Annotated in this window: 26 protein-coding genes and 1 tRNA gene; 18 read left to right on the top strand and 9 right to left on the bottom strand. The window is 47.0% G+C overall.

Features of this window, described 5'->3' with window-relative positions; translation table 11 throughout:
• Positions 1 to 145: 145 nt before the first annotated feature.
• Complete coding sequence (locus IEV97_RS17325; protein ID WP_188502744.1) at positions 146 to 811, top strand: hypothetical protein; 666 nt, start codon at positions 146 to 148, stop codon at positions 809 to 811.
• 94 nt (positions 812 to 905) lie between these two features.
• Here IEV97_RS17325 and IEV97_RS17320 read toward each other — a convergent pair whose 3' ends face one another.
• A complete protein-coding gene (locus IEV97_RS17320; RefSeq protein ID WP_188502743.1) occupies positions 906 to 2258 on the bottom strand; it encodes a sensor histidine kinase in 1353 nt (450 codons plus the stop codon).
• On the bottom strand, positions 2248 to 3606 hold the full coding sequence (locus tag IEV97_RS17315; protein WP_188502742.1) for a sigma-54-dependent transcriptional regulator: 1359 nt from the start codon (positions 3604 to 3606) through the stop codon (positions 2248 to 2250). The genes IEV97_RS17320 and IEV97_RS17315 overlap by 11 nt, the downstream gene beginning before the upstream one ends.
• Before the next feature lie 289 nt (positions 3607 to 3895).
• On the opposite strand from IEV97_RS17315, the gene IEV97_RS17310 reads away from it, so the two are divergent.
• From IEV97_RS17310 to IEV97_RS17250, 13 genes are all read left to right on the top strand, one after another.
• The gene (locus IEV97_RS17310; RefSeq protein WP_188502741.1) at positions 3896 to 6316 is read left to right on the top strand and encodes an ABC transporter permease; all 2421 of its coding nucleotides are present in this window, start codon (positions 3896 to 3898) and stop codon (positions 6314 to 6316) included.
• A 194-nt stretch (positions 6317 to 6510) separates the two neighbouring features.
• Entirely contained in the window at positions 6511 to 7761 is a 1251-nt protein-coding gene (locus tag IEV97_RS17305) for an efflux RND transporter periplasmic adaptor subunit (RefSeq protein ID WP_188502740.1), read from the top strand.
• Positions 7762 to 7895: 134 nt separating this feature from the next.
• Entirely contained in the window at positions 7896 to 8615 is a 720-nt protein-coding gene (locus IEV97_RS17300; protein WP_229734012.1) for an ABC transporter ATP-binding protein, read from the top strand.
• Between the two features lie 387 nt (positions 8616 to 9002).
• Complete coding sequence (locus IEV97_RS17295) at positions 9003 to 9164, top strand: hypothetical protein (protein ID WP_188502739.1); 162 nt, start codon at positions 9003 to 9005, stop codon at positions 9162 to 9164.
• 169 nt (positions 9165 to 9333) lie between these two features.
• Complete coding sequence (locus tag IEV97_RS17290; protein ID WP_188502738.1) at positions 9334 to 11178, top strand: PLP-dependent aminotransferase family protein; 1845 nt, start codon at positions 9334 to 9336, stop codon at positions 11176 to 11178.
• A 346-nt stretch (positions 11179 to 11524) separates the two neighbouring features.
• Entirely contained in the window at positions 11525 to 13396 is a 1872-nt protein-coding gene (locus tag IEV97_RS17285) for a cbb3-type cytochrome c oxidase subunit I (protein WP_229734011.1), read from the top strand.
• Between the two features lie 65 nt (positions 13397 to 13461).
• Positions 13462 to 14475 carry a cbb3-type cytochrome c oxidase subunit II gene (locus tag IEV97_RS20285; RefSeq protein ID WP_229734010.1) on the top strand — a complete coding sequence of 338 codons (1014 nt, stop codon included), beginning with the start codon at positions 13462 to 13464 and terminating at the stop codon, positions 14473 to 14475.
• A 37-nt stretch (positions 14476 to 14512) separates the two neighbouring features.
• A complete protein-coding gene (locus tag IEV97_RS17275) occupies positions 14513 to 14758 on the top strand; it encodes a hexameric tyrosine-coordinated heme protein (RefSeq protein WP_188502737.1) in 246 nt (81 codons plus the stop codon).
• A gap of 15 nt (positions 14759 to 14773) precedes the next feature.
• Positions 14774 to 15031: a hypothetical protein gene (locus IEV97_RS17270; protein WP_188502736.1), complete on the top strand. Its 258-nt coding sequence runs from the start codon at positions 14774 to 14776 to the stop codon at positions 15029 to 15031.
• Between the two features lie 4 nt (positions 15032 to 15035).
• Positions 15036 to 15437, top strand: a complete 402-nt coding sequence (locus tag IEV97_RS17265; protein WP_188502735.1) for a cytochrome C — start codon at positions 15036 to 15038, stop codon at positions 15435 to 15437.
• Positions 15438 to 15439: 2 nt separating this feature from the next.
• Positions 15440 to 15835 (top strand): group III truncated hemoglobin, encoded by a 396-nt coding sequence (locus tag IEV97_RS17260; protein WP_188502734.1) that lies wholly within the window; start codon positions 15440 to 15442, stop codon positions 15833 to 15835.
• Positions 15836 to 15884: 49 nt separating this feature from the next.
• Positions 15885 to 16169, top strand: a complete 285-nt coding sequence (locus tag IEV97_RS17255; RefSeq protein ID WP_188502733.1) for a cupin domain-containing protein — start codon at positions 15885 to 15887, stop codon at positions 16167 to 16169.
• Positions 16170 to 16314: 145 nt separating this feature from the next.
• A complete protein-coding gene (locus IEV97_RS17250; protein WP_188502732.1) occupies positions 16315 to 16752 on the top strand; it encodes an RrF2 family transcriptional regulator in 438 nt (145 codons plus the stop codon).
• Positions 16753 to 17074: 322 nt separating this feature from the next.
• On the opposite strand, the gene IEV97_RS17245 is transcribed toward IEV97_RS17250, so the two are convergent.
• From IEV97_RS17245 to IEV97_RS17235, 3 genes are all read right to left on the bottom strand, one after another.
• Positions 17075 to 18085, bottom strand: a complete 1011-nt coding sequence (locus IEV97_RS17245; protein ID WP_188502731.1) for an LLM class flavin-dependent oxidoreductase — start codon at positions 18083 to 18085, stop codon at positions 17075 to 17077.
• A 205-nt stretch (positions 18086 to 18290) separates the two neighbouring features.
• Complete coding sequence (locus IEV97_RS17240) at positions 18291 to 19037, bottom strand: NADPH-dependent F420 reductase (RefSeq protein ID WP_188502730.1); 747 nt, start codon at positions 19035 to 19037, stop codon at positions 18291 to 18293.
• A 144-nt stretch (positions 19038 to 19181) separates the two neighbouring features.
• Positions 19182 to 20306: an NtaA/DmoA family FMN-dependent monooxygenase gene (locus IEV97_RS17235; RefSeq protein ID WP_188502729.1), complete on the bottom strand. Its 1125-nt coding sequence runs from the start codon at positions 20304 to 20306 to the stop codon at positions 19182 to 19184.
• 180 nt (positions 20307 to 20486) lie between these two features.
• Here IEV97_RS17235 and IEV97_RS17230 point away from each other — a divergent pair, with 180 nt between their 5' ends.
• On the top strand, positions 20487 to 20837 hold the full coding sequence (locus tag IEV97_RS17230; RefSeq protein WP_188502728.1) for a winged helix-turn-helix transcriptional regulator: 351 nt from the start codon (positions 20487 to 20489) through the stop codon (positions 20835 to 20837).
• A gap of 308 nt (positions 20838 to 21145) precedes the next feature.
• On the opposite strand, the gene IEV97_RS17225 is transcribed toward IEV97_RS17230, so the two are convergent.
• The 3 genes from IEV97_RS17225 to IEV97_RS17215 form a co-directional block, all read right to left on the bottom strand.
• Positions 21146 to 21373 (bottom strand): hypothetical protein, encoded by a 228-nt coding sequence (locus IEV97_RS17225; RefSeq protein ID WP_188502727.1) that lies wholly within the window; start codon positions 21371 to 21373, stop codon positions 21146 to 21148.
• Positions 21374 to 21397: 24 nt separating this feature from the next.
• The gene (locus IEV97_RS17220; protein ID WP_188502726.1) at positions 21398 to 22390 is read right to left on the bottom strand and encodes an alpha/beta fold hydrolase; all 993 of its coding nucleotides are present in this window, start codon (positions 22388 to 22390) and stop codon (positions 21398 to 21400) included.
• A 403-nt stretch (positions 22391 to 22793) separates the two neighbouring features.
• Positions 22794 to 22865, bottom strand: a tRNA-Glu gene (locus IEV97_RS17215).
• Between the two features lie 198 nt (positions 22866 to 23063).
• Here IEV97_RS17215 and IEV97_RS17210 point away from each other — a divergent pair.
• The 3 genes from IEV97_RS17210 to IEV97_RS17200 all read left to right on the top strand — a co-directional run bounded on the left by IEV97_RS17210 (position 23064) and on the right by IEV97_RS17200 (position 24576).
• Positions 23064 to 23339: a hypothetical protein gene (locus IEV97_RS17210; RefSeq protein ID WP_188502725.1), complete on the top strand. Its 276-nt coding sequence runs from the start codon at positions 23064 to 23066 to the stop codon at positions 23337 to 23339.
• Between the two features lie 70 nt (positions 23340 to 23409).
• Complete coding sequence (locus tag IEV97_RS17205; protein ID WP_188502724.1) at positions 23410 to 23718, top strand: hypothetical protein; 309 nt, start codon at positions 23410 to 23412, stop codon at positions 23716 to 23718.
• Positions 23719 to 23865: 147 nt separating this feature from the next.
• Positions 23866 to 24576 carry an SIMPL domain-containing protein gene (locus IEV97_RS17200; protein WP_188502723.1) on the top strand — a complete coding sequence of 237 codons (711 nt, stop codon included), beginning with the start codon at positions 23866 to 23868 and terminating at the stop codon, positions 24574 to 24576.
• A gap of 86 nt (positions 24577 to 24662) precedes the next feature.
• Here the strand turns inward: IEV97_RS17200 and IEV97_RS17195 are convergent, their stop codons facing one another.
• Positions 24663 to 25661, bottom strand: coding sequence for a hypothetical protein (locus IEV97_RS17195; protein WP_229734009.1), 999 nt, complete (start codon positions 25659 to 25661; stop codon positions 24663 to 24665).
• Positions 25662 to 25986 lie beyond the last annotated feature (325 nt).

The following is a 25986-nucleotide window of genomic DNA, read 5'->3' as shown; positions in this document are numbered from 1 at the left end:
GGTATACCTGTAGTGGCTTTTGTTATGAACGGCAGGCGTCCTTGGGCTGAGTATAATGGCCCACTTAGTTACTATTAATGCGCTAAGTAACTGTAGGGGCCTCAGTTCGTTAGCAATATAGGGCCGTGCTTTACTTTATTTACCGATGGGAAGAAGGGAGTTACTCAGTTACTGGTTCTGTCTGACATTTCTGCTTTACATGCTAGCTGCATCGGAATGCGGTGCACAAGTGTTTTCAGGTGAAGTGTTCGCTGGTACAGCCTGGAGTTTACCTACCCAATTAAAAATAAAGCAGCCCGGCGAAAGCGACATTGCTTTTAAGGCCCGCTACCGCACAAGGCCATGGAAAGGGTCACCGTACTACGCATACCGCGTGGGCTTTCAGCAATGGTCACTGGAGTTGATTCACCATAAACTATACCTTCAAAATCCACCTCCCGAAATAGAGCACTTTGAAGTTTCGCACGGGTATAACATGGTCATGGTGAGTAGAGACCTATCGTATATCCATAACCCGTCTCTTTTTAAACTAGGCTTGGGTATAGTCATTGGCCATCCGGAAGGGAGCGTAAGAGGGAAGCCAATTGATCCGGTGAACAGCTTATTAGGGGGTGGGTATCATATTTCAGGCGTATGTTTTCAAGCCGTCATCAGTCCTAAACTGAAAATCACGGATCATTGGTTTATTCGGCCGGAAACCAAACTGACAGCAGCCTGGGCACAGTTCCCTTTATTGGGAGGAGGCTCTGCACTGGTACCAAATATTGCCTTTCATACCTTGGTGGGGTTGGGTTACCAAGGGGAACTTTAAACTTGCTATTTATGCTGTTACAGATTGGCTCTAATCCGTTGAACTATACATGGCTGTCCTGTCCGGTAAACCGGGAGTCTCCGGATGGCTAAACTTACCCAAAACGAAGTATAAAAGTTGTGCCTTCTCCTTCTTCAGACTGTACCTGAATGGTGCCGTTATGCAACATCACAATCTGCTTGCACAAGCTAAGGCCGATGCCGCTGCCTTGTTTTCGGGTACTGAAGAAAGGTATAAAGATTTTCTCCTGAACCTCCTCTGACATGCCTTTTCCGTTATCGGATACCCTGATCACGATTTTTCCATTCGAGGCCTTCAATGCAGATAAAGTTATCACAGGATCGATACGGTCTTTTACAGCATCGATAGCGTTCACAACCAGATTGATCAGCGCCTGGTCCAGCAGGGTAGGATCTGCCTGAAGGGCTAAATCCTGATCTTTTAAATTGATTTCCAAGCTGATGTTTTTTTGAGCGAGCGTTGGTTGCATTAAGCGGGAGAGGTTGGAAAACAGCTCCCGAACGTATACCTTATCTAAATTCAGCGTGGTTATCTTATTCAGGTTTCTGTAGGTTTCAGCAAATCTTAATAAGCCCTCACTTCTGCGTTTGATCGTACTTATACCTATCTCAAGATCTTCCACGTCATCCTGTTTTATACCGGTGGTAATAGAATGCTGCAACCTGTTTTTCAGGGTATCAGCCAGTGAAGAAATTGGTGCCACTGAATTCATGATTTCATGCGTCATCACGTTCAGAAGCTTTTGCCACGCCTGCGATTCTGTTTCGTCCAGGGCTTCATTTATATTCTGAAAAGCGACCAATTTATACTGTATCCCCTCATTCTGGAAGGTAGCGGCGGATAAGAGCACTTTTATAGCTCTTTTATCTCTTTGAGCTGTATGAGCAGTGGCTATTTTGGTCTGTCCGGGTTGTAATTGCTGCACTTCCAGGTATAAGCCCAAATCCCTTTTCTCAAGCGCATGCACCGACTTCATGTGAGGCACATGAAGCAAATTCTTAAGGGATTCGTTCATCAGCAAAATATCACCGCTATCAAGTGCATACGTCATAATGCCGGTGTCTATTAGCTCGGTTATTTTCTGCAGGTTCTGATACTGTGTTTGCTTTTCGAGGCTGATGGATTTGAAAGTAGAGCTGATCTCATTGAACCCATGTCTGAGTATCTTCAGGTCTGAAGGTGCATGGCTCTCGTCAAAGAAAATTGAAAAGTCGCGGTAATGGATGGACTGTATGAATTGCTGAAATTCTGCCTGTGCCCGTTTGTGAAACTGAATCAGTTCATATACCTGGAAAATGATAACAGGAAGTATAAAAACAAGCGCTTCTGACCACTGCTTTAGAAGCAGGAAAGCCGGCATACTTAGGGTAATCACCAGGAGTACTACCCGTAGAGAAAGCTTTGATTCATAATTGTTAAAGTTCATACTTATTCAGTCGGCGGTAGAGAGCGGTGCGCGTTATACCCAATTCTTTGGCTGCTTTCGTCATGTTGCCACCATGCCGCTCCAACACGAGGTTGATAGTGGTCTTTTCCAGCTCTTCCAGGTTTGTTTCCACTACAGTAGCCTCAGTAGCAGGTGGGGTTTCTATCGGTGAGAAAAGAATGTCTTCCGCGGATAACAATTCGCTGTCCGCCATAATCACGGCCCGTTCAATGGCATATTGAAGCTCCCGCACGTTGCCCGGGTAATGGTAGCGCAGCAGCTTTTCCTGCGCTGGCTTAGTCAACTCAAGCGTTGGTTTCATGTATTTTCCGGCGTACACTTTCATAAAATGCTTTGCCAGCAGAATAATGTCGTTCCCTCGCTTGCGGAGTGGCGGAATCGTAATTTCCACGGTGTTGATCCGATAGATGAGATCTTTCCGGAAATGCGCGTTATTTGCCAGATCTGCCAGCGACATATTGGTTGCGCAGAGCAGGCGAACGTCAATGTCGATCGGCTCATTGGCGCCTACCCGGATCACCTGTCTGTTCTGCAAAACGCTGAGCAGTTTAGACTGTTGCTGCAGGGATATATTGCCTATTTCATCCAGAAAGATCGTACCGCCTTTGGCAGTTTCAAACCTGCCCGCCCGATCTTCTTTTGCATCCGTGAAAGCGCCTTTTTTATGTCCGAACAGTTCCGATTCAAAAAGGGATTCTGTCAGCGCCCCTACATCCACTTTTACAAAGGGCTTGTCAGCCCGTAGCGAATGCTGGTGTATAGCCTTGGCCACAAGTTCTTTACCTGTTCCGTTCTCACCCAGGATTAAGATGTTGGCATCTGTTGGCGCTATTTTTCTGATCTTGACAAAGATCGCCTGCATTGCTTCGGATTCGCCCAGTAAATCGAAGGCAGGCACAGTAGAAGAGGGCGCAAAACCAGTGGTTTTCGTACCGTTCGCTTTGGCGGAAATGGCAGCCTGAATGGTACCGATCAGTTTTTCGTTGAGCCATGGCTTCACTACAAAGTCAAATGCGCCTTCCTTTAGAGAACGTATCGCCAGGTCGATGTCGCCGTAAGCCGTTATCATGATGACTGCTGTGTCAGGCTTCAGCTCTTTTATCTTTTTTAGCCAAAATAAACCTTCGTTGCCTGTGTTGATGGAACTGACGAAGTTCATGTCCAGCAGGATAAGGTCGAATGTTTTCTCCTTTAAGATGGAAGGGATATGTTCGGGGTTCTTCTCCGTGACAATCTCCTTTACCTGCGGCCTTAGTAATAGCCGGACGGCAGTCAGTACATCTGTGTCGTCATCAACCACCAGAATAGAAGCCTTCTTTAATTGCATAAGCGAAAGTGTATAGCAATGGAAAAGTATACAGCAACGGAATAAACTACAATTATGCCATTAATACAATACGCTGATTTTGAAGCAGTAGAACCATTCTGCTCTTTTTAAGATGTGCGTTTTCGCACACTGATCGCACGGATCTGCACGATATTGTTTTGTTGTTATAATTAATGCGCTGATTATGAGGTATATGTAGTTTTGGCATTTGTTCTGATGATGTGAGTTTGCCTTAAACCAGCGCTATTAAAATCATAAATGAATTCCAGAACTGTTAAGCCATCCTCGTATGTTCAGAAATTATTTTAAAACCGCTTACAGGAACCTGTTCCGCCACAAGGGATTCACTGTTATCAATATTGCAGGACTGGCGTTAGGCTTGACTGCCTGTTTGCTGATCGGCTTGTTTGTGCACGATGAACTGCAGTACGATAAATTTCTTCCGGAAGGGGAGCGCGTATACCGCGTATACAATGATATTTCGGCCCAGGAAGCAGGTTCTGTCTTGGCGGTTGTTCCACCCATGTTCGGAACTACTTTAGAGGAAAGTATACCGGAAGTGGATAAGGTTGTACGCATCCTGATGCTGCAATTTGACGCGAACAACCTGGTAGAGGTGGGGGACAAGAGTATTTATGAAAAAGGACGCTTCTTTGCCGATCCTGAGTTCTTCGAAATCTTTCAGCTTCCGTTCAAGTATGGCTCTCCCGAAAAGGCCCTGGATGATCCTTCTTCCGTTGTTATTTCTGATGCGTTTTCAGAGCGGGTGTTCGGAGACATAGATCCTGTCGGTAAGAAAGTGTCTTTAGACAAACAGCCTTTTATTGTAAGAGGCGTTTTTAGTACTACCGAAAGATTTCATTTGCCTGTCAACTTTGTGCTTCCCATGGCAGCAGCGGAGTTACCCGCCGAGCGTATGAAATCCTGGGGATGGCAGCAGTTTTATACCTATGTAAAGTTGAAAGAGGGAGCTGATTCACAGTCGGCTCAGGCAAAATTCAGGGGCATCGTAGCAAAACAAATTGATGAGGACACGAATCAGCCATATAAATATCTGCCGTTCCTACAGCCCCTGAACGAGGTATACCTGTATTCCGCAGGCTTTAAGTTTGATCAATCGATTAAGGGTAACATTACTTATGTAAAGGCACTGAGCGTCATAGCCATCTTTATCTTACTCATTGCCTGTTTTAATTTTGTGAACCTGGCAACAGCCAAGTCTTTGCAGCGCGCCAAAGAAGTGGGTGTACGAAAAGCCATTGGTGCCAGCCGGAGCCAGTTAATGTTACAGTTCCTTAGCGAAACCGTGTTGCTGACACTCATCAGTGTCATTTTTTCTGCTGCACTCACTTCCCTGCTTCTGCCTTCCCTAAATGCCTTCACGGGTAAGGAAATGGACTTCAACGTATTCACGAACCCATCCCTGCTTTTACTGTTGATTGGCCTGACACTGGTGGTTGGTATTCTGGCTGGGCTTTATCCGGCAATGGTTTTATCTGGTTTTCAGCCTGTAAAAGTTCTGAAAAGCGCCGTTGTGGTGGACAGTACAGTAGGTAGAATCCAGTGGTTGCGGCACGGGTTGATTGTGGTACAGTTTGCCTTGTCTATTTTCCTGATCATAAGTGCCAGTGTCGTTTATAAGCAGGTAGGGTACCTGCACAACAAGGACTTGGGCTTTAACAGGGAGCAGATCATGTTTTTCCAGATGAGGGGAGATAACATGTTCACCAACCATGAAACGTTCAAAAGTGAGTTACTGAAAGGGGCAGGTATAAAGGACGTTTCGATGGGCTATGGTTTCCCGGGTGATGCGACGGCAGGTGATGGCGTAATTGTGCCGCGAAATGGAGAACAGGTCCGGCATGCTACGACGCTGTTGATGGTCGACTTCAACTATATAAACACACTGGATATTAAACTGGTAGCCGGCAGGCCTTTCTCAAAGGACTTTAAAACAGATGCTGATCAGGCCTTTATGATAAACGAAACGGCCGTGAGAGAACTAGGCTTCGAAACGCCGGAGAAAGCTTTAGGGCAAACATTGCTGTGGCCAACCTGGGATAACCAGGATTCTTTAAGGGAAGGAAAAATAATCGGTGTTGTAAAAGACTTCCATTTTAAGAGTTTATATGACAAAGTAGATCCAACGGTACTGCAAATATACCCTGGAGCTTACGTGAAAGTAGCCGTAAAAATGGATACTGAGAATGTAGCCGGTTCTATAGCGCATATCCAGGGTGTCTGGGACAAATTCTCGCCTGATTACCCGATGGAATACATTTTCATGGATGATAACTTTGAGAAAATGTATAAGGCAGAAGATAAGCTGAAGTCACTGCTGACCATTTTTACAGCCATCGCCATTTTCGTCGCCTGCCTGGGGCTGTTTGGTTTGGCTGCCTATGCTGCAGAGCGTCGGAAAAAAGAAATAGGCATCCGGAAGGTACTTGGCGCTGAAACGTCGTCCATCGTTATGTTGCTCTCAAAGGATTTTCTTAAGCTGGTGGTTGTAGCCGCACTCATTGCCTTTCCGGTTGCCTGGTATGCTATGCAGACATGGCTACAGGATTTCGCTTACCGCATCGATATACCTGTCTGGATATTCCTGGCCGCCGGAATTGTAGCAGCCCTGCTGGCATTTGTGACCATCAGTGTTCAGGCCATAAAAGCGGCAACTTCAGATCCGGTAAGGAATCTAAGGGTAGATTAGGTATAGACAAACTGACATTACTGCTCTTAAAGTTGTCAGCTGTACGGTAGCAGACACTTGACTGTACGGTAACGCACACTATACCTATCAGTGTTTACTATATTTGTGTTTAATTAATTGATAATCAGTTATTTGCTTGTTGTGGCATATTAATTGGCAGAGCAGAACCAACAGGATTAACCAAGCCGTTTACCATGGACCGCGTTCTAGAGAAAAAGAAACCCACCCCTAAAAAAATTGCCCTGATAGCTGGTGCTGCCCTTGTATTGGTCATCGTGCTCTACAACCTGCTCTTTGCAGATCAAACATCAAAATTAAATGTAGATACCAGCCGTGTTACCATCGGAACGACACAAAATGGCTTGTTTCAGGAGTTTATAGCTATTGACGGAACAGTAGAGCCGCTCAAGTCTTTTTTCCTTGACATAACAGAAGGCGGCCGCGTGGAGAAGATTTATACAGATGATGGTCGCATGGTAGAGAAGGGTGATACGATCCTAAAGCTTTCCAACACTACCCTGCAAATAGATTTCATGACGCGCGAAACACAGCTTTACGACCTGATGAACGAACGCCAGAATTCTGAAATCTCCATGAAGCAGGACCTGATCCGGAAGCAGAATGAACTAGCTGAGATTGAATACAACTTAGCCCTGGCAGAAAGAACCTATAACAGGAATAAGCTCCTGATTGCCGAGAAGGTGATTTCGCAGGAAGAGTATGAAGCATCCAAAGACCTGTACGAGTATCAAAGCAAGCGACGCGCGCTGGCAGACCGCTCCGTGAAACAGGACACGCAACTGATGAAAGAGCGCCTGCGTCAGCTGGACGAGTCTATCAGTAGAATGACGGCAAACATTAACATGGCCAGGGGCACCCTCAATAACCTCTATGTGGTTGCTCCGATAGCCGGGCAGCTTTCTACTTTAAGAGCAGAAGTGGGGGAGTCCAAATCACCGGGAGAGAACATAGGGCAGATAGATGACCTGGATGGGTATAAAGTGAATGCCAGCGTGGATCAGCATTACATCTCACGCATTTTTCCCGGCTTGACAGGCACTTTCGATTTTAATGGTACTTCACATCAGGTAAAGGTGGCGAAGCTGTTTCCGGAAGTGCAGAACAATACATTCAGAGTAGACATGGAATTCATGGATGGTGCCCCGCAAGGTATACGCCGTGGACAGACGCTCCAGCTCAAACTTAATCTGAACGGTGGAGCCAGGGCAGTCTTAATACCGCGCGGAGGTTTCTATCAGAGCACGGGTGGCAATTGGATATTTGTGGTAGATAAATCCGGAGAGTTTGCCGTGAAGCGGCCTATTAAGCTTGGACGACAGAACCCACAATACTATGAAGTAATAGATGGCTTGCAACCCGGCGAAAAAGTGGTGCTGTCTTCATATGAAAGTTACGGCGACATCGACAGGCTTGAACTGAAGTAAAAAGAAAAGGGAGGGGTGTTGCAGGAATCAGTCAAGCTAAAAGATAGACGATCAATTTTATCCTTCAGGACTTTTGCTAACGCATTCAGAGCCAATAAGAATAAGAAATAATAAACACTAAATAACCCATCAACATGAGCAACAAAGAACTAATCATTGAGACCGAGAATCTTCAGAAGAAGTATGTAACGGATACGGTGGAAACTACTGCCCTTGCTGGTGTTAGTTTGCGAATTGCAAAAGGGGAGTTCGTTGCTATTATGGGACCATCGGGTTGTGGCAAATCCACCTTGTTAAATATCCTTGGTTTATTGGATAACCCCACATCCGGTAGCCTGCGGTTCTCAGGTCAGGAGATAGCCGGAGCAAGTGAGCGCCAAAGAGCTAAAATCAGAAAGCAAAACCTGGGCTTCGTTTTCCAAAGCTTTAACCTGATTGATGAACTTACTGTGGAAGAAAATATTGGACTGCCTTTGGCCTACCTGGGAGTCTCCAAATCTGAAACAGAGCGCCGTGTAACAGAAGCCATGGAGCGCATGGGCATTGCGCACCGCCGCTCACACTTCCCTCAACAATTATCAGGTGGACAGCAGCAACGGGTAGCTATTGCACGTGCCACGGTGTCCAACCCGAGCCTTATACTTGCCGATGAGCCAACAGGTAACTTGGATTCGGTGCATGGCCGTGAAGTAATGGCGCTGCTTTCCGAATTAAATGAACAAGGTACCACCGTTGTGATGGTGACACACTCGCCTTCCGATGCAGAATATGCGCACCGAATAGTCAATCTGTTTGACGGCCAGATTGTAACTGAGAACATGAACATAAGAAAGCATGCGACGGAGCTACTCTAGAACGGCTTTGCTTCTATCAATGTAATTGGGCTAGCGACTGGCATGGTGTCCTGTAGGTAGCCGCTGGTACGATTTCAATCCTTGAGCTGATGTTAGAGCAGTTAGTGTTGCGGCATTTTCTTGGGCGCCATTGGCATCGATATAATTATATCAGGTATAGGAGACTAGGAGTCTACTGAGATGTTGCAGTAACTGGTGGTTGTCTTTTTGCCGGGTCTTCTTCTTGGCTTTTGGTTTGCGCTCCCGAGATGATCACTAAACAGGGGCTGCTGCTAAGGTAAAATACAGAAAATAATTTAATTTCGTTAAAGCGTACATACAACAATGCAATAGGAATTAAGGCTCAGCAGGGTTAAAAAATTAGATACTGTAAAAATAATATCAGCTATGAGTACCAGAGCAAGAGACCAACAGAAAAAGCAGCGCCAGAAAGAATTCTTGGAGAGGAAGAAACATCAGGAGTCTCTTAAAGCTGCGGCAAAAAAGGCTAAACGCAATGCATCGAAACATGATGGTGAAAGTGATCAGCTACCTATAACCAAAGACTAAACTTCTTCCTTTCCTTTTCAGAAGAATATGCTGTCCCTTCCATTCGTGTAGAAAACCCCCTGAGTAAATGGTCGTGTCGGTTTAGCTATCTATCCACCATTTTAAACTAGGCAGGAAGTTATATTTTCTACTACTTTGTATTTTATAAGCTTGTCCCAAGAGAAAAATTATGGAAGGAAATAAAGTGCTTAATTATATACAAGATGTTATAGAAAACATGCCAGCTGACTGGTTGAAGTTAACAACTCATCGTCTGGATATTTATGAAGAACAATTAGCCAAAACCCAATTCTTAGATCAGTTTGAGAGCCTATTTAAAGACGGCAATGCAACAACAACAGCCCTGAGTGAATTACCAACCGCTTTCGATTATATCCGGCTGGGCCATCCACTGTCTTCAGTTCTGGAATGGACGATTGCTAAGTTGAATGATCTGAAACCCCAAAATGTAGTCAGTTTTTCATCGAAGACGGCCCCAATCCTGGCAGTGCTGAGAAAAAACTTGCTGGATCATCGGGATACCCAGATCATTTATACCGGCGAGTTACCGGATGCTTTTGATGCTGAAGTGCTAAAGCGTGTTTACGGGTACAAATTTGACTTAAAGCAGGTTGAGAAAGCAGAAGCGGTTCCGGAGTTTAACGGCAGCACCATTTTCGTTTCACAGGAAAATGAAATTGGTCATGCTGTCCTCCCCCCAAACATTGACTTCATTGTAAAAGTGCATCCCCGCTTGGGAAGTATTGTGTTGGTAAACGGAAAGCAAAACGAGGGGTACGTTTCAGAAATTCAGCATGTGCGAAGAAGAGAAACCATTGCCATGACCCCGGCCGATTGTCTTTCTGCTTTGCAGCAGCTTATAAGAAAGTCATCTTCTGAGTATGAGAAAAGTAACGCTGACATAAGCAAAGCGCGTGTCTTAGATTCTCTTAAAGAGATCACCGGTGCAAATACAGGCGCCTTGGTTGGTTCTTCCGGACTGTCTGTTCAATATGCGATCATGATGGGGCTGGTGCACGATGCGCTGGATCAACATAAAGGGAAGGCTATTAAGTTTGTTGTGCCTCCAAACTGCTATGGTGGCACAAACGACCAGGCAAGACGAGTGGCTGCTTGTATTGAAAATGTTGAAATAGTAGACCTACTGGTTGATGGCGACCATGATATGGTGCAAAGCATTGACACTGTGTTGGATAAGATTGCTAAAGAAAATGCAGTCCCTTACATTATCGCTGAGATTCCAACGAACCCAAGAGTGGAAGTGCCGGATCTCGATAAATTGAGAGACGTGCTACGCAAGGAGCGCAAGACTGCCAGCGGTGAAGTGGCCATTGATCCGGTATTTATTTTAGATCAGACATTCTGCCCTAACGTGCAGTTTGTGAGTGAGGACAGTGTCCTCTCCACCATCAGGACCATTTCCTACGCCAGCGGATCGAAATTCCCAAGTGGAGGCAAATGTACAGCCGGCTACTGCGTTGCGAACACAAAAGCCGAAGCTTTGCTGGAAAAGATAGAGCAGCACCTGATACTTTGCGACAACGAGGCCACGGATCTTCAGATGGAGATACTGGCAGAGCAACTGCCATCCATGAACCAACGGATTGCAGATGCCTACAGGAATACGCGTGCGTTTGTAAATTTCATCCAGGAGACGCTGCCCGAGGCGAAAATCAATTTCGTTTCAGAAGAATTGGCAAAAGAAGGATTCACGCCATCCGTATTTTCACTCGATCTTCCTACCAAAGGAAATACGGATGAAGAAAGGGAAACTTATAAAAGAGCGTTGAACCTGAAATTGATCAATTTAATGATCAATGAAATTCCCCATGAAAGTAAATACTGTGTGAGCTATGGGCAATTAAAAGGGTGCTATTGGACAATACCTGCCACGTCCACGCAGGGCACGACGAAAGAAGACGACAAAGATTATATCGCCCGTGTCGCGCTATCTCCTGATCTGGACCTGGAGCTTCATAAAAAAGTCTTTCAGGATTTTGTTGAGCAAGTTTAAGCCATCTAGCAACGCATTCTTGCTACAGTTGGCAATGGTGCTTTTGTTGTTCAGGTCGGCAAGATCAGGCAAGTCTGCACTGGTGCTTAGCCAAAGGAAGGGGAGTGAAGCCTAAGTAGAGTAACCGAGCACAAAAAAGCCTCACCAGGTACACCTGGTGAGGCTTTTTTGTGTAGACCGCAAGATTAGATTAGCGACCTTTCTCCACAAGGATTTATCTTCGATTAAGACCGATCGAAGAGTAAGAAGGAAAATAAAACAATTGAAATAATCTATAAAGGACAAAGTTATCCTTTATAGATTATTTTCGTACCTTTAGAACATGTGCACCTTAAAACCTGCTGCCATGCCGAAACAAGGAAGTGATAAAATCCCAAAAGAACGTTCAAAGCACTTTTACGTCATACTGCTAACAACTTCTATCCTCCTTCCGACTGCCACCTTCGCCCAGTCAGGGAGCGCCGGTGACAGCGGTCTGTTCAGTTTGCCGGGTATCCTGATCACCATCACCTTGCTGATTATACCTGTTGTCGCCGCCCTTTTTCTGCTGGCGGTGAAGGCGAACGCACTCTTCAGGAATATTCAGAACAAAAAAGACGCAGAGGAGGCCACCCGTTTCGCTGCATACCTGAAGACATTGAATGTGGAGCAGCTGGAAGCGCTGCAGAACGACAGGCTACACCAGGATTATCACCTGAATAATAAGGAGCTATCAGGGCCTTTTTCTCCGGAGGACTCCAGGGGCCTTTTAAGCAGCATTAACGAGCGGGCCAACATCCGTTTCATAGAAGCCAAACGCAAGGCCATTGTACGGCCCGGCATCGACCCGGCGCTCTCAAAACTTATACTTTGGTTTTTGGGCACTGCCACGTTCTGGCTTGTCTTCGGAACATCGGTAGGAGAGTATATCGGCATTAAGTTCGTGGCCCCGGATGTGGACCAGGTGAGTTGGCTGAGCTTTGGCAGGTTGCGTCCGGTGCACACCAATGCGGTGTTCTGGGGCTGGTCGTCGCTGGCCATGCTCGGGCTGGGCTACTATGTGGTGCCGCGGGTAAGTAACATCCAGATACACAGCCTGAATAGTGGGTGGTGGTCGCTTATCCTCATCAATGCATCGGTTGTGCTGGGCACCAGCGCGCTGATGGCGGGCATTAACAACGGCGGGGGCGAGTACCGCGAGTACATCTGGCCCATTCAGTTGCTGTTCGGCATCGGCCTGGTGATCACGCTGGTTAATTATCTGAGAACGGTTGCTAATCGCAAAACAACGGAAATCTATGTATCGAATTGGTACATTGTAGCGGCGGTGATGTTTGCGATCGTAATCTCTATTGTGGCCTACCTGCCCAATTTCCAGAACGGACTCGGCGAAACCATCATCCAGGGCTACTACATGCACCAGGGTGTGGGCATGTGGTTTATGCTCTTCACGCTCGGTTTGGTCTACTATTACCTGCCGCAGCAGCTCAACAAACCCATCTATTCCTATAGTTTAGGGATACTGGCCTTCTGGTCGCAGATATTCTTCTATACCTTGATCGGAACGCACCACTTTGTGTTCAGCGCTATACCCTGGTCGCTGCAGACGGTGGCGATTGTGGGCAGTGCCGGCATGATTATACCGGTCGTGTCCGGCACCACCAACTTTATAATGACCTTCCGGGGAGCCTGGCATAAAGTGGCCGGCAGCTATACCTTGCCTTTCTTCATTGTCGGCATCATCTTCTACTTCACGGGCTCACTGCAGGGCACGGCAGAAGCTTTTCGCAGCACCAACCTGATGTGGCACTTCACGGACTTCACGGTGGCGCACTCGCACCTAACCATGTACGGCATCATTGCCTTCTTTCTGTGGGGTGGCATCTATGCCATTGTGCCGCGGCTTACGCGCCAGGAACCGCCCCAGATCACGGTGGGCATTCATTTCTGGATGGCCTTTATCGGGATGATGTTCTATACCATCCCGCTGATGTGGGGCGGTACCATGCGCGGTCTGATGTGGATGGAAGGACTGCCTTTTATCGAAAGTGTGACCATGATGGCCCCTTACTGGTTGTGGCGTGCCATTGGCGGTTCGCTGATGTGGGTATCGCACCTGGTGTTCGCCTACAATATGTACCAGATGATAAACCCGCGCAAAACGGTGAACATCAACGAAGAAGCCATCAAGAAGCTACATGCGAACGACTATGAATTGGTGGATATTCTCGATAAATGAAAGCACCAGACAATAGCACTACCCATTAAATTCCTAACAGTTGCTCTTTAGCACACACACAGCATATGATGGACTTTTTTAACGACTACAGGAAACTATACTTTACGGCACTCGGTCTGTTCGTTGTGCTCACCATGCTGGTGGCTATCATGCCCGCCATCAGCAACCAGAACAATAACAGCCCGCTGCCAACCGAAGAGGCCCTGAGTGAGGCCGCCTTGGCTGGCAAGGCGCTCTATGTGGCGAACGGCTGCGTGGCCTGCCATACCCAGCAGGTGCGCAACCTCGATATGGACAAGGTATGGGGCAAGCGCCCCAGCATTGCCGCCGATTATGCCGATGAACGACGCACCGATCTATGGCGCAATACTGCCACCCTGATGGGGACCGAGCGCACCGGCCCTGACTTAACCGATGTAGGCAACCGCCAACCCAGCGCCGAATGGAACCTGCTGCACCTCTACCAGCCGCGTGCTGTGGTAGCGGAGTCGATTATGCCGGCTTACCCATGGCTGTTCGAAGAGAAAGCCGAGTTGGTGGAAGGGGATGTAGAGGTTCCCGTGCCTGATGCTTTCCGGAAGGGTGTGAAAGGCAAAATTGTGGCAACCAAAGACGCCCTGAACCTGGTAGCCTACTTGCAGTCGCTGAAGCAGGCGGAGCTGCCCGGCGCTATGGCCGCGCCGGAGTTCCTGTACAAGCGGGAAGTAAAAGCTAAGGCGGGTGCAAGTGGAGGTGAAGACATGGGGCTGGATGGCGCTGCGCTTTACGCGGCCAACTGCCAGAGCTGCCACCAGGCCAGCGGCGAGGGCCTTAAAGGAGCCTTTCCGCCCCTGAAAGGCAGCAGTATTGTACTGGACGATAACCCCGAGGTGCTGATTGATGTGGTGATGAACGGCTACGATGCCCGGCCGGAGTTTGCGTCCATGCCGGCCATCGGCACAAACATGAAATTGTCTGCTGCGGAGGTAACCGCCATCATCAACCACGAACGCACCAGTTGGGGCAACAGCGCGCGCAAGGTGCCGGTGGAAGAAGTCCAGAAGATCATGGACCTTCTGAAACAGACGGCCAAGAAATAGAGAAACTAAAAGTACACCTCAAATCAAGATCGTACCCATGCAAAACCAAGAAGAAGATTACCTGCCAAGCCTTATTACTGCCACGCCTTTTGAAGGCCGGCAACTCGCTATAAAACTAGCCCGGAAATCCATAGGCGCTATCCAGCCGGATGCCGGTATACGGCAACAGCTTCGGGCGGCGTACGCTTCCGATACAGAGCAGTTGATTGCATCGGCTCACGTAATTGCAGTAGAATTTCAGACAATTGCACAGGCAAACAAATACTGGAGAACAAAAGATTAAAAGAAGAACTGACCTATGAAAACATTCCTGTTAACGGTTCTCGCCACCCTCCTTAGCCTGGCAGCTTTTGCTTGTCCGGTGTGTGAGAAGCAACAACCCAAGGTGCTGCAGGGCATCAGCCACGGCGCAGGACCGCAGAGTGACTGGGACTATGTCCTGGTCTGGGCTACGGTGGTTATTGTGGTGCTTTGTTTGTTTTTTAGCATCAAGTGGCTGGTGCGTCCGGGCGAAAAAGGTGAGGACCATATCAAAAGAACCGTATTAGATTTCTGACAGAATGGAAGACAAAAGCTCTGTAATAATATTTGTGGACGACGATCCGCAGCCTGTCGGCTCCTTCAGATCACCCATCAACTTTGAGCTGGATACCCGGAAACTGGTAGACGGAGAACATACCCTGCGCATCGTCAGCAAAGACCCGTCGGGCAGGGAGGGCATTCGCAAAATTCCCTTTGTAGTGCGTAACGGACCGGACATAAACGTGGAAGGCATTTCGGAGAACGAAGTAGTAGACGGCGTACTGCCCATCATGATAAGCGCTTACGGCAAGGGCGACCAGAAAGTGTTTCTGATAGAAGGCAGTGAAACGCCGCGCAGCATTCCCAACTGGGTCTGGATCCTGCATATCCTGTTTGGCGGCTGGGCCCTGTATTACCTTATCACACAATTTACAATTTAAAGATGACACAAAAACACGATATAACCGGGCTGGAGGATATAAAAGTATTGGTAGATGAGTTCTATACCTTGGTCCGCAACGATGAGCTGCTGGCGCCCATTTTTCTATTCAGGCTCAATACCTACTGGAAGCCGCACCTGGAGAAGATGTATACCTTCTGGAACGCCGCGCTGTTCGGGGTAAAAGGCTATACCGGTAACCCCTTTGCCAAGCATGCCACCATGCCTGTGGAAGGGGAGCATTTTGAGCGCTGGCTCTCCCTTTTCATCGGTACTGTTGATACTTATTTTGAAGGCCCGATGGCCGAGGAGGCGAAGAAAAGAGCTTTGATCATGGCAACTAACTTCGAAAGGCGTATCGATGGGCTGAAGGGAACCGACAAGATAACGCTGGTATAAACAGCTACCGCTACGGTTAACTTTTTATAATAGATCTTACGAAGATGAAATGGAAATGAAAGAAATTCATGCCAATGCTTCTTACAAAGTATTGAGCGTTAACTTAGCCAAAGGTGAGGAGATGCCGCGGCATTATGCCTCGTCAGATGCATTCCTGGTTATCAGGGAAGGCAAAGCAGTGCTGAAACTTCAGGAAAGAGAAGTTGAACTGGGGTCAGGTTCTACTTTGCATATTCCAGCTAAAGAGCCGCACAGCCTGCATGTGTTGGAAGACTTTGCTGCCACCGTTGTATTAGCTGCCGGTGCGCAGATAAATTTTATCAACAGCCAGTAAAGCGGAAGTAGTAAATCCATAATTCTAATAGCTGTTGTAGCATTACGACCAGGTATAGATCAGAGTCAGGTGCATAAAGTTTTCTATCCTTTATTAAGTAGTTATACTTTATGTTTGCGCAGGATATTTAAAATGGTGAGAAAATATGATTTCTAAGGCATGTAAGTATGGCATCAGAGCAGCAGTTTATATTGCCTCGAAAGCTGGGGAAGGGGTAAAACTGAACGTAAAAGACATAGCTAGAGAGGTAGATGCACCTGAGGCTTTTACAGCCAAGATACTGCAAATCCTCAACAAGCACCGGATCATTACTTCTTTAAAAGGACCTTATGGTGGGTTTTTCATCGATGAATACCAGCTCGAGCAACCTGTTATCAACATCGTGAATGCCATAGACGGCATGGCCGTTTTCTGGGAATGCGGACTGGGTTTGAAAAAGTGCTCGGAGACCCACCCATGCCCCATGCATGACAAATTTAAAGTAGCACGTGAGTCCCTGCGGGATGTGTTTCAGAACACCACCATACAACAACTAGCCACGGAGCTTAAAGAGGGTACTTCCTTTATCAAGAACCTTACGTAACGCACCCTCTGATAGAAGTCAATCCTACCGGTCTCTGAATTAAGGTGCCTGAAACTGTAGGTTGCATAAAGCGCAAAAGAGAAGAGAATGCTTTAGCATGCGAAAATTCTCCGACGCGCATAAAAGAAGCCGCTCTAGGTATACCTGAAGCGGCTTCTTTGTAGTCCGTAGGAGTGAATTATCGAACTTTTTCCACACTAATCTGACATCCTTAAGTGATTTTCTGGGAATAGGATAGGAGCATTAAGATAATTGTTCTAAATAAAGCTTTAGCTCTGTATTACTACAGCCTAGTTTCTTCTAAATGGTGCCTCGCCTCCTTTTACCTGTTTTCATTTATCTCCTTCATAATTTCTGCAAATAGTCTGGTAGATTTTAGGCGGTCATTTATGTCGTACATGGTGGACACAGTGATCAATTCATCCACCCCCGTTTCTTCCAGAAATTCCTGAATCTGCGTTTTTACCGTTTGCTTACTACCGACAAAAGAATACCGGAGCATTTGCTGTAAAGTTGGATGTTGTAATATTTCATTCAACTCTTCGGTCATTTCGGTTGGGGGATGCAAGGGGTCTCTGGATCCGGTTAACACACCCACGAACATTCTGATCAAAGAGGTGAACAGTTTTTCCGCTTCTTCATCTGTATCGGCCACTAATGCATTCACCCCGGCAATGGTATAGGGTTTCTCTAAAACCCCGGAAGGCTGAAACTCCTGTTCATATATTCGCAAGGCGTTGTGTAGATGCGTGGATGAAAAATGACTCGCAAAAGCGTAGGGCAATCCCTTTTCAGCCGCAATATGGGAGCTATCAGTCGTCGAGCCCAATACGTAAATAGGAACTTCGGTCCCTTCTGCAATGGGAGCCCTTACTTTGGCAGTCTTATTTTCTACAGAAAAATACTGCTGAATTTTCTCTATTTCCCCGGGAAAAGAATGGGCAGCCTCCATAAAGTCTGACCGGATAGCACGAGCAGTGGCCTGGTCGGTGCCGGGGGCCCTTCCGAGCCCTAAATCAATGCGGTTTGGGTATAGATGAGCGAGCGTACCAAACTGCTCGGCTACAATCAAAGGCGAATGATTGGGAAGCATCACCCCACCTGAGCCTACCCGGATAGTGGTGGTGTTTTCGGCCACGTAACCTATGAGCAGGGATGTGGCGCTACTGCCAATATTGTCCGAGTTATGATGTTCGGCAAACCAAATACGTTTGTAGTGATGTGCTTCCGCTTCTTTTGCCAATGCCAATGAATTGTGCAGGGTCTTTTGTATGGTTTCCCCCTGCGATACAATGGCAAGTTCTAAAATGGAATAGGCAATGTTATGTTTCATGGTATTCAATTCTTGTTCGTTTCTGCTAACCAGGTACAGCTGATTATTACTAATTAGTTGACTAGTCATGTTCGATCTTCCAGGCACTTAGCCTTGCGGTTTAGCAGGTACCGGGCATACTGCCTGTAACCACTACTATCCGCACAAGTGAGTACACAACGATGCTGATAACAGCCCTTCAGTACAGTTCAAATAGCAAAAAGACCTACTCTTGATCTACTGCGTAAGCTGATCGATTGATGGCTACTATTTCATCATGCGAGGGGAAGGTCTTTGCATGCATGAATTTCTCCATGACAGCATCCCGAGCTGCAGGGGCTTCTCCCTTTTTGGCTGCAGCAATCGCCTGTTTCAGTTCTGCTTTGCTCAGTTCAGTACAATAGGCGGGCGTACCCGGTTCCTGTCTCCATGATTCAGCAAGACTTCCGCCGTCCACTGTGTCAAAACCTACCTGGTTAACCAGTTCAGCAGCCACTTTTTTATGCGCCTCATTATCGCCGGCAACCGAAATGGCAATTCTTCCTTCTTCACCGGCCAGCTTCCCTTTATGCTTCAAGGTGTACTCCATTATATTGTTGAACACCTTAATAACCGGTCTTCCCAAAGTTTCTGAAATGTATTCACTTTCCGTCTTGCCTTCTAAGCCAGGCAGCTCGCCATCCCGAAATGGGTAATAATTGGAGGTATCCATAATAATGACCTCCTGGGGTACGTCCTGAAGCAGATTCTTTGGCAGGTCTTTATATGCTTTGAAAGGGATAGAGAAAATGATAGCATCCACATCTTTTACCACGTCCTCAATAGTGGCTGCCTCGGCACCCAAATTGGCAGCTATCTTTCTAAGCGTGGCCATATCCCGGGTGTTGGTCACTTTTACCTGATGACCTGCAGCTGAGAGTTTTTGGGCCAGGATGCTTCCAATAGCACCTGTTCCAATGATTCCTGTTTTCATATTTTCTTTTTTAAAGGTCTATTAATGTACTAACGCATTCTTTATGGTTCATACAGGAAAGTTTAGCAGTATATACCAAAACTGATGTAACCCACTCAAAATTTTGAAAACTTTTTATAGGTGTACATTGGTATAGCCAGCCAATTAGCTTTCCCTGAAAGCGGGCTTAGGCAACTCCAGATGGCCTCTCAGTGTATCAGCTTCATACTCCGTGCGGAATATGCCGCGTTCCTGTAGAATAGGTACGACCAATTGGATAAAATCCCGCAAGCCATGGGGATGGTCCTGCCGGAGAATCAACATATCTATTGCGCCTTTCTCATACCATTGCTGCACCTGATCAGCAACTTTCTCGGCTGATCCAAAAAAGAGTGGACGCGGGAGGCTGTTTTTTGGAGTTAACCGTAACAGTTCCAGGTATTTTTCCAGGGCTTCCTGATCTGTCCTGCCAACGATTGGATTTTGTGAGACTGACACGATAAAATCTTCAGCCCTTCTGCCTTTTTCAACTAATCGGCGTCTTAATTCGTTGGCGATTGCCACTGTTTGCTCCAGTGTATTGCCATGGGTAAATACACCGTCTGTATAGCTGGTGGCATGATCCATAAACGTGGGCGAAGTACCTGCTGTGTATAATACAGGTCGCCCCTGAACCGAACGACTAAGATTCAAAGGCCCGTCTACCTGAAAATATTTTCCCCGGTAATTCACCCGATGCATTTTTCGGGGATCTAAAAACACGCCACTTCCCTTATCCCGGATAAAAGCATCGTCTTCATAGGTATCCCACAAGCCCAACACGATTTCCATAAATTCTTTATTCATGGGGTATTGGTCTGACTTGCCTAGATGACCTCGACTGAAGTTGACCATGCCTCCCGGGTTTGAAGTAATAGCGTTTAAAGACGCGCGACCCCTGCTTATCTTATCCAGTGACAGGATTTGTCGGGCTGCACTGTATGGATCGGCATAGGAAGTGGACACGGTAACAGATAATCCGATTTTTTGGGTGTGCATACTGAGGGCAGACATGACGGAAGCACCTTCAAACATGCTCAGGTAATGGGGGATGTTTCCCGGGCCGACATGGCTCACGTCGACCAAAAAGAGCGTGTCAAACTTGGCTGCTTCGGCTAGTTTTGCCTGTTGGATATAATAATCAATGTTCTCACTGGCGTCAGCCGGCATATCGGGGTGCTGCCAGCCCACATGATTCCATCCCAGACCATCAATATTGGCCGCCAGCTTTAACTTCTTTCTATTTTGCATACCGATTACTATTGATCCTTTTCTCTACCCACACTGTTACTGCTCCATGGATAAGTATTGGGCTTCGCTGTTTAGATTCTTCAGTGGGCCCTGATAAAATATGTTGCAAAGTTATGGAAAGATACTTTCCTTTGTATAGTGCTTTCCCAAAGGAAAGTGAATAACATCATCAAGCGAGCAATGGCAGCAAAAAAAGCATGCAATGATTGCCTAAACACGGTGAAGCCGGTGCGGGATGCACTTGACGTGATCAATGGCAAATGGAAATTGCCTATTATTATCTCTGTCACGACTGGAAATGAGCGGTTCACTGATATACAGGAGAGTATTCCGGGAATCACACCGAAGGTGCTGGCAAAGGAACTGAAGGACTTGGAGCAGCACCGCTTAATCAAGCGCGTAGTGGTAGAGGACTACCCGGTCAAGATCTTGTATAAGCCGGAACCCTATGCTGATACCCTGTCTCCTATCATCTACGCCTTGAAGGATTGGGGAATAAACCACCGGAAGAAAATCTTTGAAAAGGAGTAATCCTGAGGTAAGTAATCTGGAGAAGTCAAGAGTCAGTAAATTATTAATGAAGCGCTGGAAATTAAATAAGGTGGTAGGGTGATGTGATTGAAGAAGTGAGATACCACAAGTGGCATAATAGTAAAATTCAAAACCGAAGAGGGAAATTATCGAACCAAAAAAGCCGCTCCAGTTTTATCTGAAGCGGCTCTTTCGTAGACAAAAGGAGTGAATTATCGAAATTTATCCACAGGGATCTGGCTGTTCTAGAAGCGTATCTTTACATGGGAGAGGAGCTGAAGAACAGATAGTTGTTGCAACCTTTTAAGTCATTTAGACCTTTTTAGCTGATTGATCTTCTCCAGGTTGTTCCGGCTGATTTTAAGCGTGGAGGCGTCATTTGCAGCACTAGCAAGTTCAATGGCTTTCTGGAACTGCTCTTCAGCCTGCTTTAGCCTGCCTTGCTTAAACAAGGCTTCCCCGTAGCTATCGAATGCATTGGCCGAGCTAGCATAAGCCACTGTGTTGTACTTGAAAATCAGCAGGGAAACCGGCAATGTGGCCGGGTTATTAAGATACTGTTAGGCGATGGTGTTGATGGTGCGCTCGCCGAATCCGGAGCCTTTTAACCCATCAAACACGATTGCTTCGGCTTTGGATTCTTTTCGCTGCTTCAGGTACGTATCCGCCTGAGCGAGTGTATTATCTAAGGCCAACATTTTGCCTTCGTGCTCTTGCCGCGCTTTTTCCTTCGTTGCCGCTTGCACTACCTGTCTGATAGCATTGATCACCAGTTCCGGTTCTTCTCTATGTATGTTATGGCCACTATTAGCCGTTATTACGTGTGCGCCGCTGGTAAACTGGCTGAAAAAATCGTTGTGCAGGTTTCGCCATACTTCCACGCCTTTTGGTTCATGGAGAAACAATTCTGGGTTTGCCCTTTTCTGCACAGAGGTAAGCACCACAGTCGGTACTTGTGGCAGCTTTCCGGAATCAGGCAAAACAGCTTTTTCGAAAATCCTGTTTATGGCTTCACTCTCCTGCTTGAACTTGTCTGGCACAAAGCTGTTTTGCAGTTCCCTATCTTTGACCGCTTTGGCAGGATCTGCCTTTTTCAGTTCCTGCATCATTTTCTCGTGCGCCGGATCAACAAAGACCAGCCCTTTCACTTTATCCGGATGCTGCGCCGCATAGGCCCGGATAATGAAGGCGCCGTACGAATGGCCCACTAAAATGAAAGGCGGTTTCAGGTTTGCCTGATCAATGAGGGTGCTCAGATCCTTTACGGCTGCCTCTAGGGTTTGCGGTTTTGGATTTGGTTCAGACTTGCCCGTTCCCGCTCTCGAATACAGCATCACCTGGTTCAAATTCAGCACTTCCGCAGCCACGTTGCCCCATACTTTGTAGTCTGTTCCGAAGCCTGATTCGAAGATCACGGTATATTCGCCATCCCCTGCCTGTATCATCTCCAACGAGTGATCCCCGACATTAACCATTTTTGTTTGTTGGGCATTCGCCAATAGCATGTTCCCGAAGAAAAACAGCAGCAACAACAGTGTTCTTTTGATCGTCATAGTTTTAGTTGTTTATAAGAGAAGATGAAGATTAAATAAAGCTGCCATTTATAGCAGGTGCAGTTACATACTCCGAATATGCTATGAACAAAGACTGTTGGTTAGGTCCAAGGCAATGTGGGGAGTAAGTGGTATAAATATATACACAGTACCTTGTATTACAAGGTACTGTGTATATATTTAGTAAACCTTTAGACGAATTGATGTATTCTGTTTCTTAACACCGCCTGGCTATCGTCGAGAGAAACGAAATTATAGAAAAGGCAGCAGGAGCTGCCTCCGGCCTATTACCAATAGTTTATAATATTATCGTTGTTCTTGAAGCAGCGGTGAGAGCGAGGCTGCTTAGGTGTCTGAAATGCATAAAAAAAGCCTCTCAACGTTTAAATGAGAGGCTTTCAAGTAGTCCGTAGGGGAATCGAACCCCTGTTGCCAGAATGAAAATCTGGAGTCCTAACCCCTAGACGAACGGACCGTGCTACTGTATTGCGGGTGCAAATATACAAGCCGATTTTTAGGAAGCAAAATTATTTTTCAAAAATAGGTCATACTGCTCTTCGTCTATACCTGTGAGGCGCTTTCGAGAGGGTGAAGCAAATACCTAACCTGGTCGTTTTTGTAAACTTCGTCTTATCTTGTGCGTTATACCTTCATCTGTAAAAATTTAAATACTATGTCAAAAAGAGCATTCTATACCGGCGTAACGCCAGAAGCATACAACGAACTAAAAAGCAAACTGCAGACCTACGGCATGAATTTGCAGGGCAACAGCGGTCGCATAGACGAGAAAGGCGTCAATGCCAATTTCAACTACGATCCTGACGCGAAGTCGCTCGAGATCAGTGACCTTTCGGTGGGCTTCCCGGCCAGCATGATGATCAACTCCGACAGCCTGATGCAGCGCATGAACGAGATGATCACTAAGTACGGAGGCCGTGCCGAGGGTTAGGTCATATCCTGACGCAGATAATGCCGTATAAGAAAACCACTTGAACTAATTACCTAAACGAAACATAACTATGGAAAACGATAACAAGAGCAACCAGAATGCCGACAAGAGCAAACAAAGCCAGGGCAAGAAGGAACAAAGCGCTCTCAGACTTCTACAGCCACACGACATGTCGAAGACAGTGGAGTCGGCCATGCATGTATTTCAGGGAAAGCACGACAAACTGCCTGAACTCCTGCACGATGTAGGCAAACTGGTGCTGCAGGGCGCGCGCCGCATGAGCACGACACAGCTTATCCTGACAGCGGGAGCTGTAACTCTCGGCGCTGTGCTGGTTGCCAAGTACGTGGCTGACCAGGATTTCGACTTTGAAGCCTAGTCGCTATCTACAATTAAATAGAAACCCTTCACCTGCTTGTGAAGGGTTTTTTTGTGCAAGCTCATTTCTGGTACGGCCTTTGTAATTGGAGACTATATAGCATGAAGCTATATTTACCAGATTATTTCAACCTTTTTTAACAAAACTATGATGAAAGTATCCTTTGTTGCCCTAATGTTTATGCTGGCAACTGTGTTCCCGGCTTTGGCACAGCAACAAGTTTTGCCGCCCCTGATCAGTGTGAACGGAATAGGGGAGGTGAAGCTCGAGCCCAATGAAGTTGTGATTACCCTGGGAGTGGAAACACGCGAGAAGACTCTGGATCAGGCCCGAAAGCAAACCGATAAGCAGGCGGCCGCCATTATCGCCTATCTGCGCAAGCAGGGCGTGGATGCCAAAGACATCCAGACTTCTTTCGTCAACCTGCAGCCCATTTACGCAGGGAACGAATTTGGAAAAGCGCAACCGGAATTTTATCTGGCTCAGAAAACGATGACCATCGTGATCAAAAAGATCAACAAGTTTGACGAACTGCTGTCTGGTTTGTATGACAATGGTGTGAACCGCATCGATAACATCTACTTCAAAGTTTCGGACATTGAGAAGCACCGTGCCGAGGCCCGTAAAAAAGCCGTAGCCGATGCCAAGCAAAAAGCCAATGCCCTGACAGCCGAGTTGGGAGTCAAAGTGGGCAAAGTGTACTCGATCAACGAGCATACCTCCAACGGCTCGCCACGCATGGGCTACGCGAAAATGTCGATGGATATGGAAATGGCACAGAGTGGTGGCCCATCCATTGCCGGAGGTGAAGTAATTGTCACATCTAATGTTAGTGTGAGCTTTGTGATAGAGCAATAGCCTATACAGGTATAGAGTATCAAAAAGGGCTCCCCGGCGTTTGCCGGGGAGCCCTTTCTATAAGGTATCAGGTATAAAAAAAGTAATTAACTCAGTTTTTGATAGCGCTCCAGCGGTTTGAAGTTGTTCTCATCATCCAGCAGAAAACTGATCGGCTTGGTCGGGTCTGCCAGTATCTCTTTTTCTCGGATATCCCAAGGCTTTAGCATCTCTTCCAGCATATGCGCGTAAGCGGTCATTTCCCAAGGATTGAAAACCTCATTTGTCACATCGTCTATAATGGTATCAAGGGTGATGTGTGTGTCTCCCGGCTTGATCGGACGCTCGAAATACTCGGGTATCACATTAAAAATATAGGCTGCATAGAACACCCGCGCTTTAAACTCCGCCACCTGGATAGGGTGCAGTTGCTGCCCCTGAGTGAGGCGATAAAGTTTGCCCAGCGCCTTCCCGATAATGCCATTGTCGAGCAAGGTGCAAACTAGCACAACCGGCCCCAATTTGACACTGAAAGCCATTGTCGTCAGTTCATCATGATATTCAAAGGGTAGCTCGTCCTGGGTAGGGCTTACCTCCAACATAAAGAGCGAGCAGGGCAGGAAATCAGAGAAAGCCATCGGAACCCGCATCGATTGCAGCACTTTGAAGAATTCGCGGAACTTGCCCAGCATTTTCGGGTTTTCGCTCACCGGGTTCTGCGGCATGATGAGCGGGTCGGCCTCTTTGATCAGTTCGGTGATCAGGGTGCCGTAGTACATCTTTCCGATCCATTGAAACAGCTTCCTGGGATCCAGCGCCTGCAGTCCGGCTATACCTTGCTCACTGGCCGCAGCGATTTCCTCTTCCAGCGGAATGACGTGCTGCGTATGGCATTGGTCGCAGCAGGGGATGGTGAGCTCACCGTAGGTCGTGATGCTCTTATCGAGCAGGAGCAGTTCCTTGTCGCGCAGCTTATACCTGTCCTGTAGCCAGGTCGCAAATACAGGTGTTCGGTTGTCGGGTTCGGTATGGGCCCCGCACAGAAAGCAGTGCTTGTCGCTGAACTGCATGTTCGGAAACGGGTCGTATAGTTTCAATTCCGTCATGATCGTGTCGTTTGAGGGTGCAAAGATACGAAGAAGTGCTTGTCAGAATCAGGATTTACAGGATTAAAGAGGGCCCCTACCCCGAAGGGGACTTTTGGCTATTGCCATTTCAAGGTATAGCTTCGTGGTTAAAACAGTTCTTTTGCAATACCGGGTCTAACCACCCCTGCCCCTCCTTGTCTAAGGAGGGGAATTTTCGGCTTCTGCCAATCAATAGGTATAAGCGCTGTAGTTTCTGTCACGCACCCTTGGCAGGTATAGCAAGACTAACTTGCCCCGGAAGCCATGAAACAGATCACCCTGCCCGGTGCACAAAACGACAATA

Source organism: Pontibacter amylolyticus (genome assembly GCF_014638845.1).
Lineage (GTDB): Bacteria > Bacteroidota > Bacteroidia > Cytophagales > Hymenobacteraceae > Pontibacter > Pontibacter amylolyticus.
Note: the sequence above shows the minus strand (reverse complement) of the source record. Positions and strands in the feature narration are given on the sequence as shown.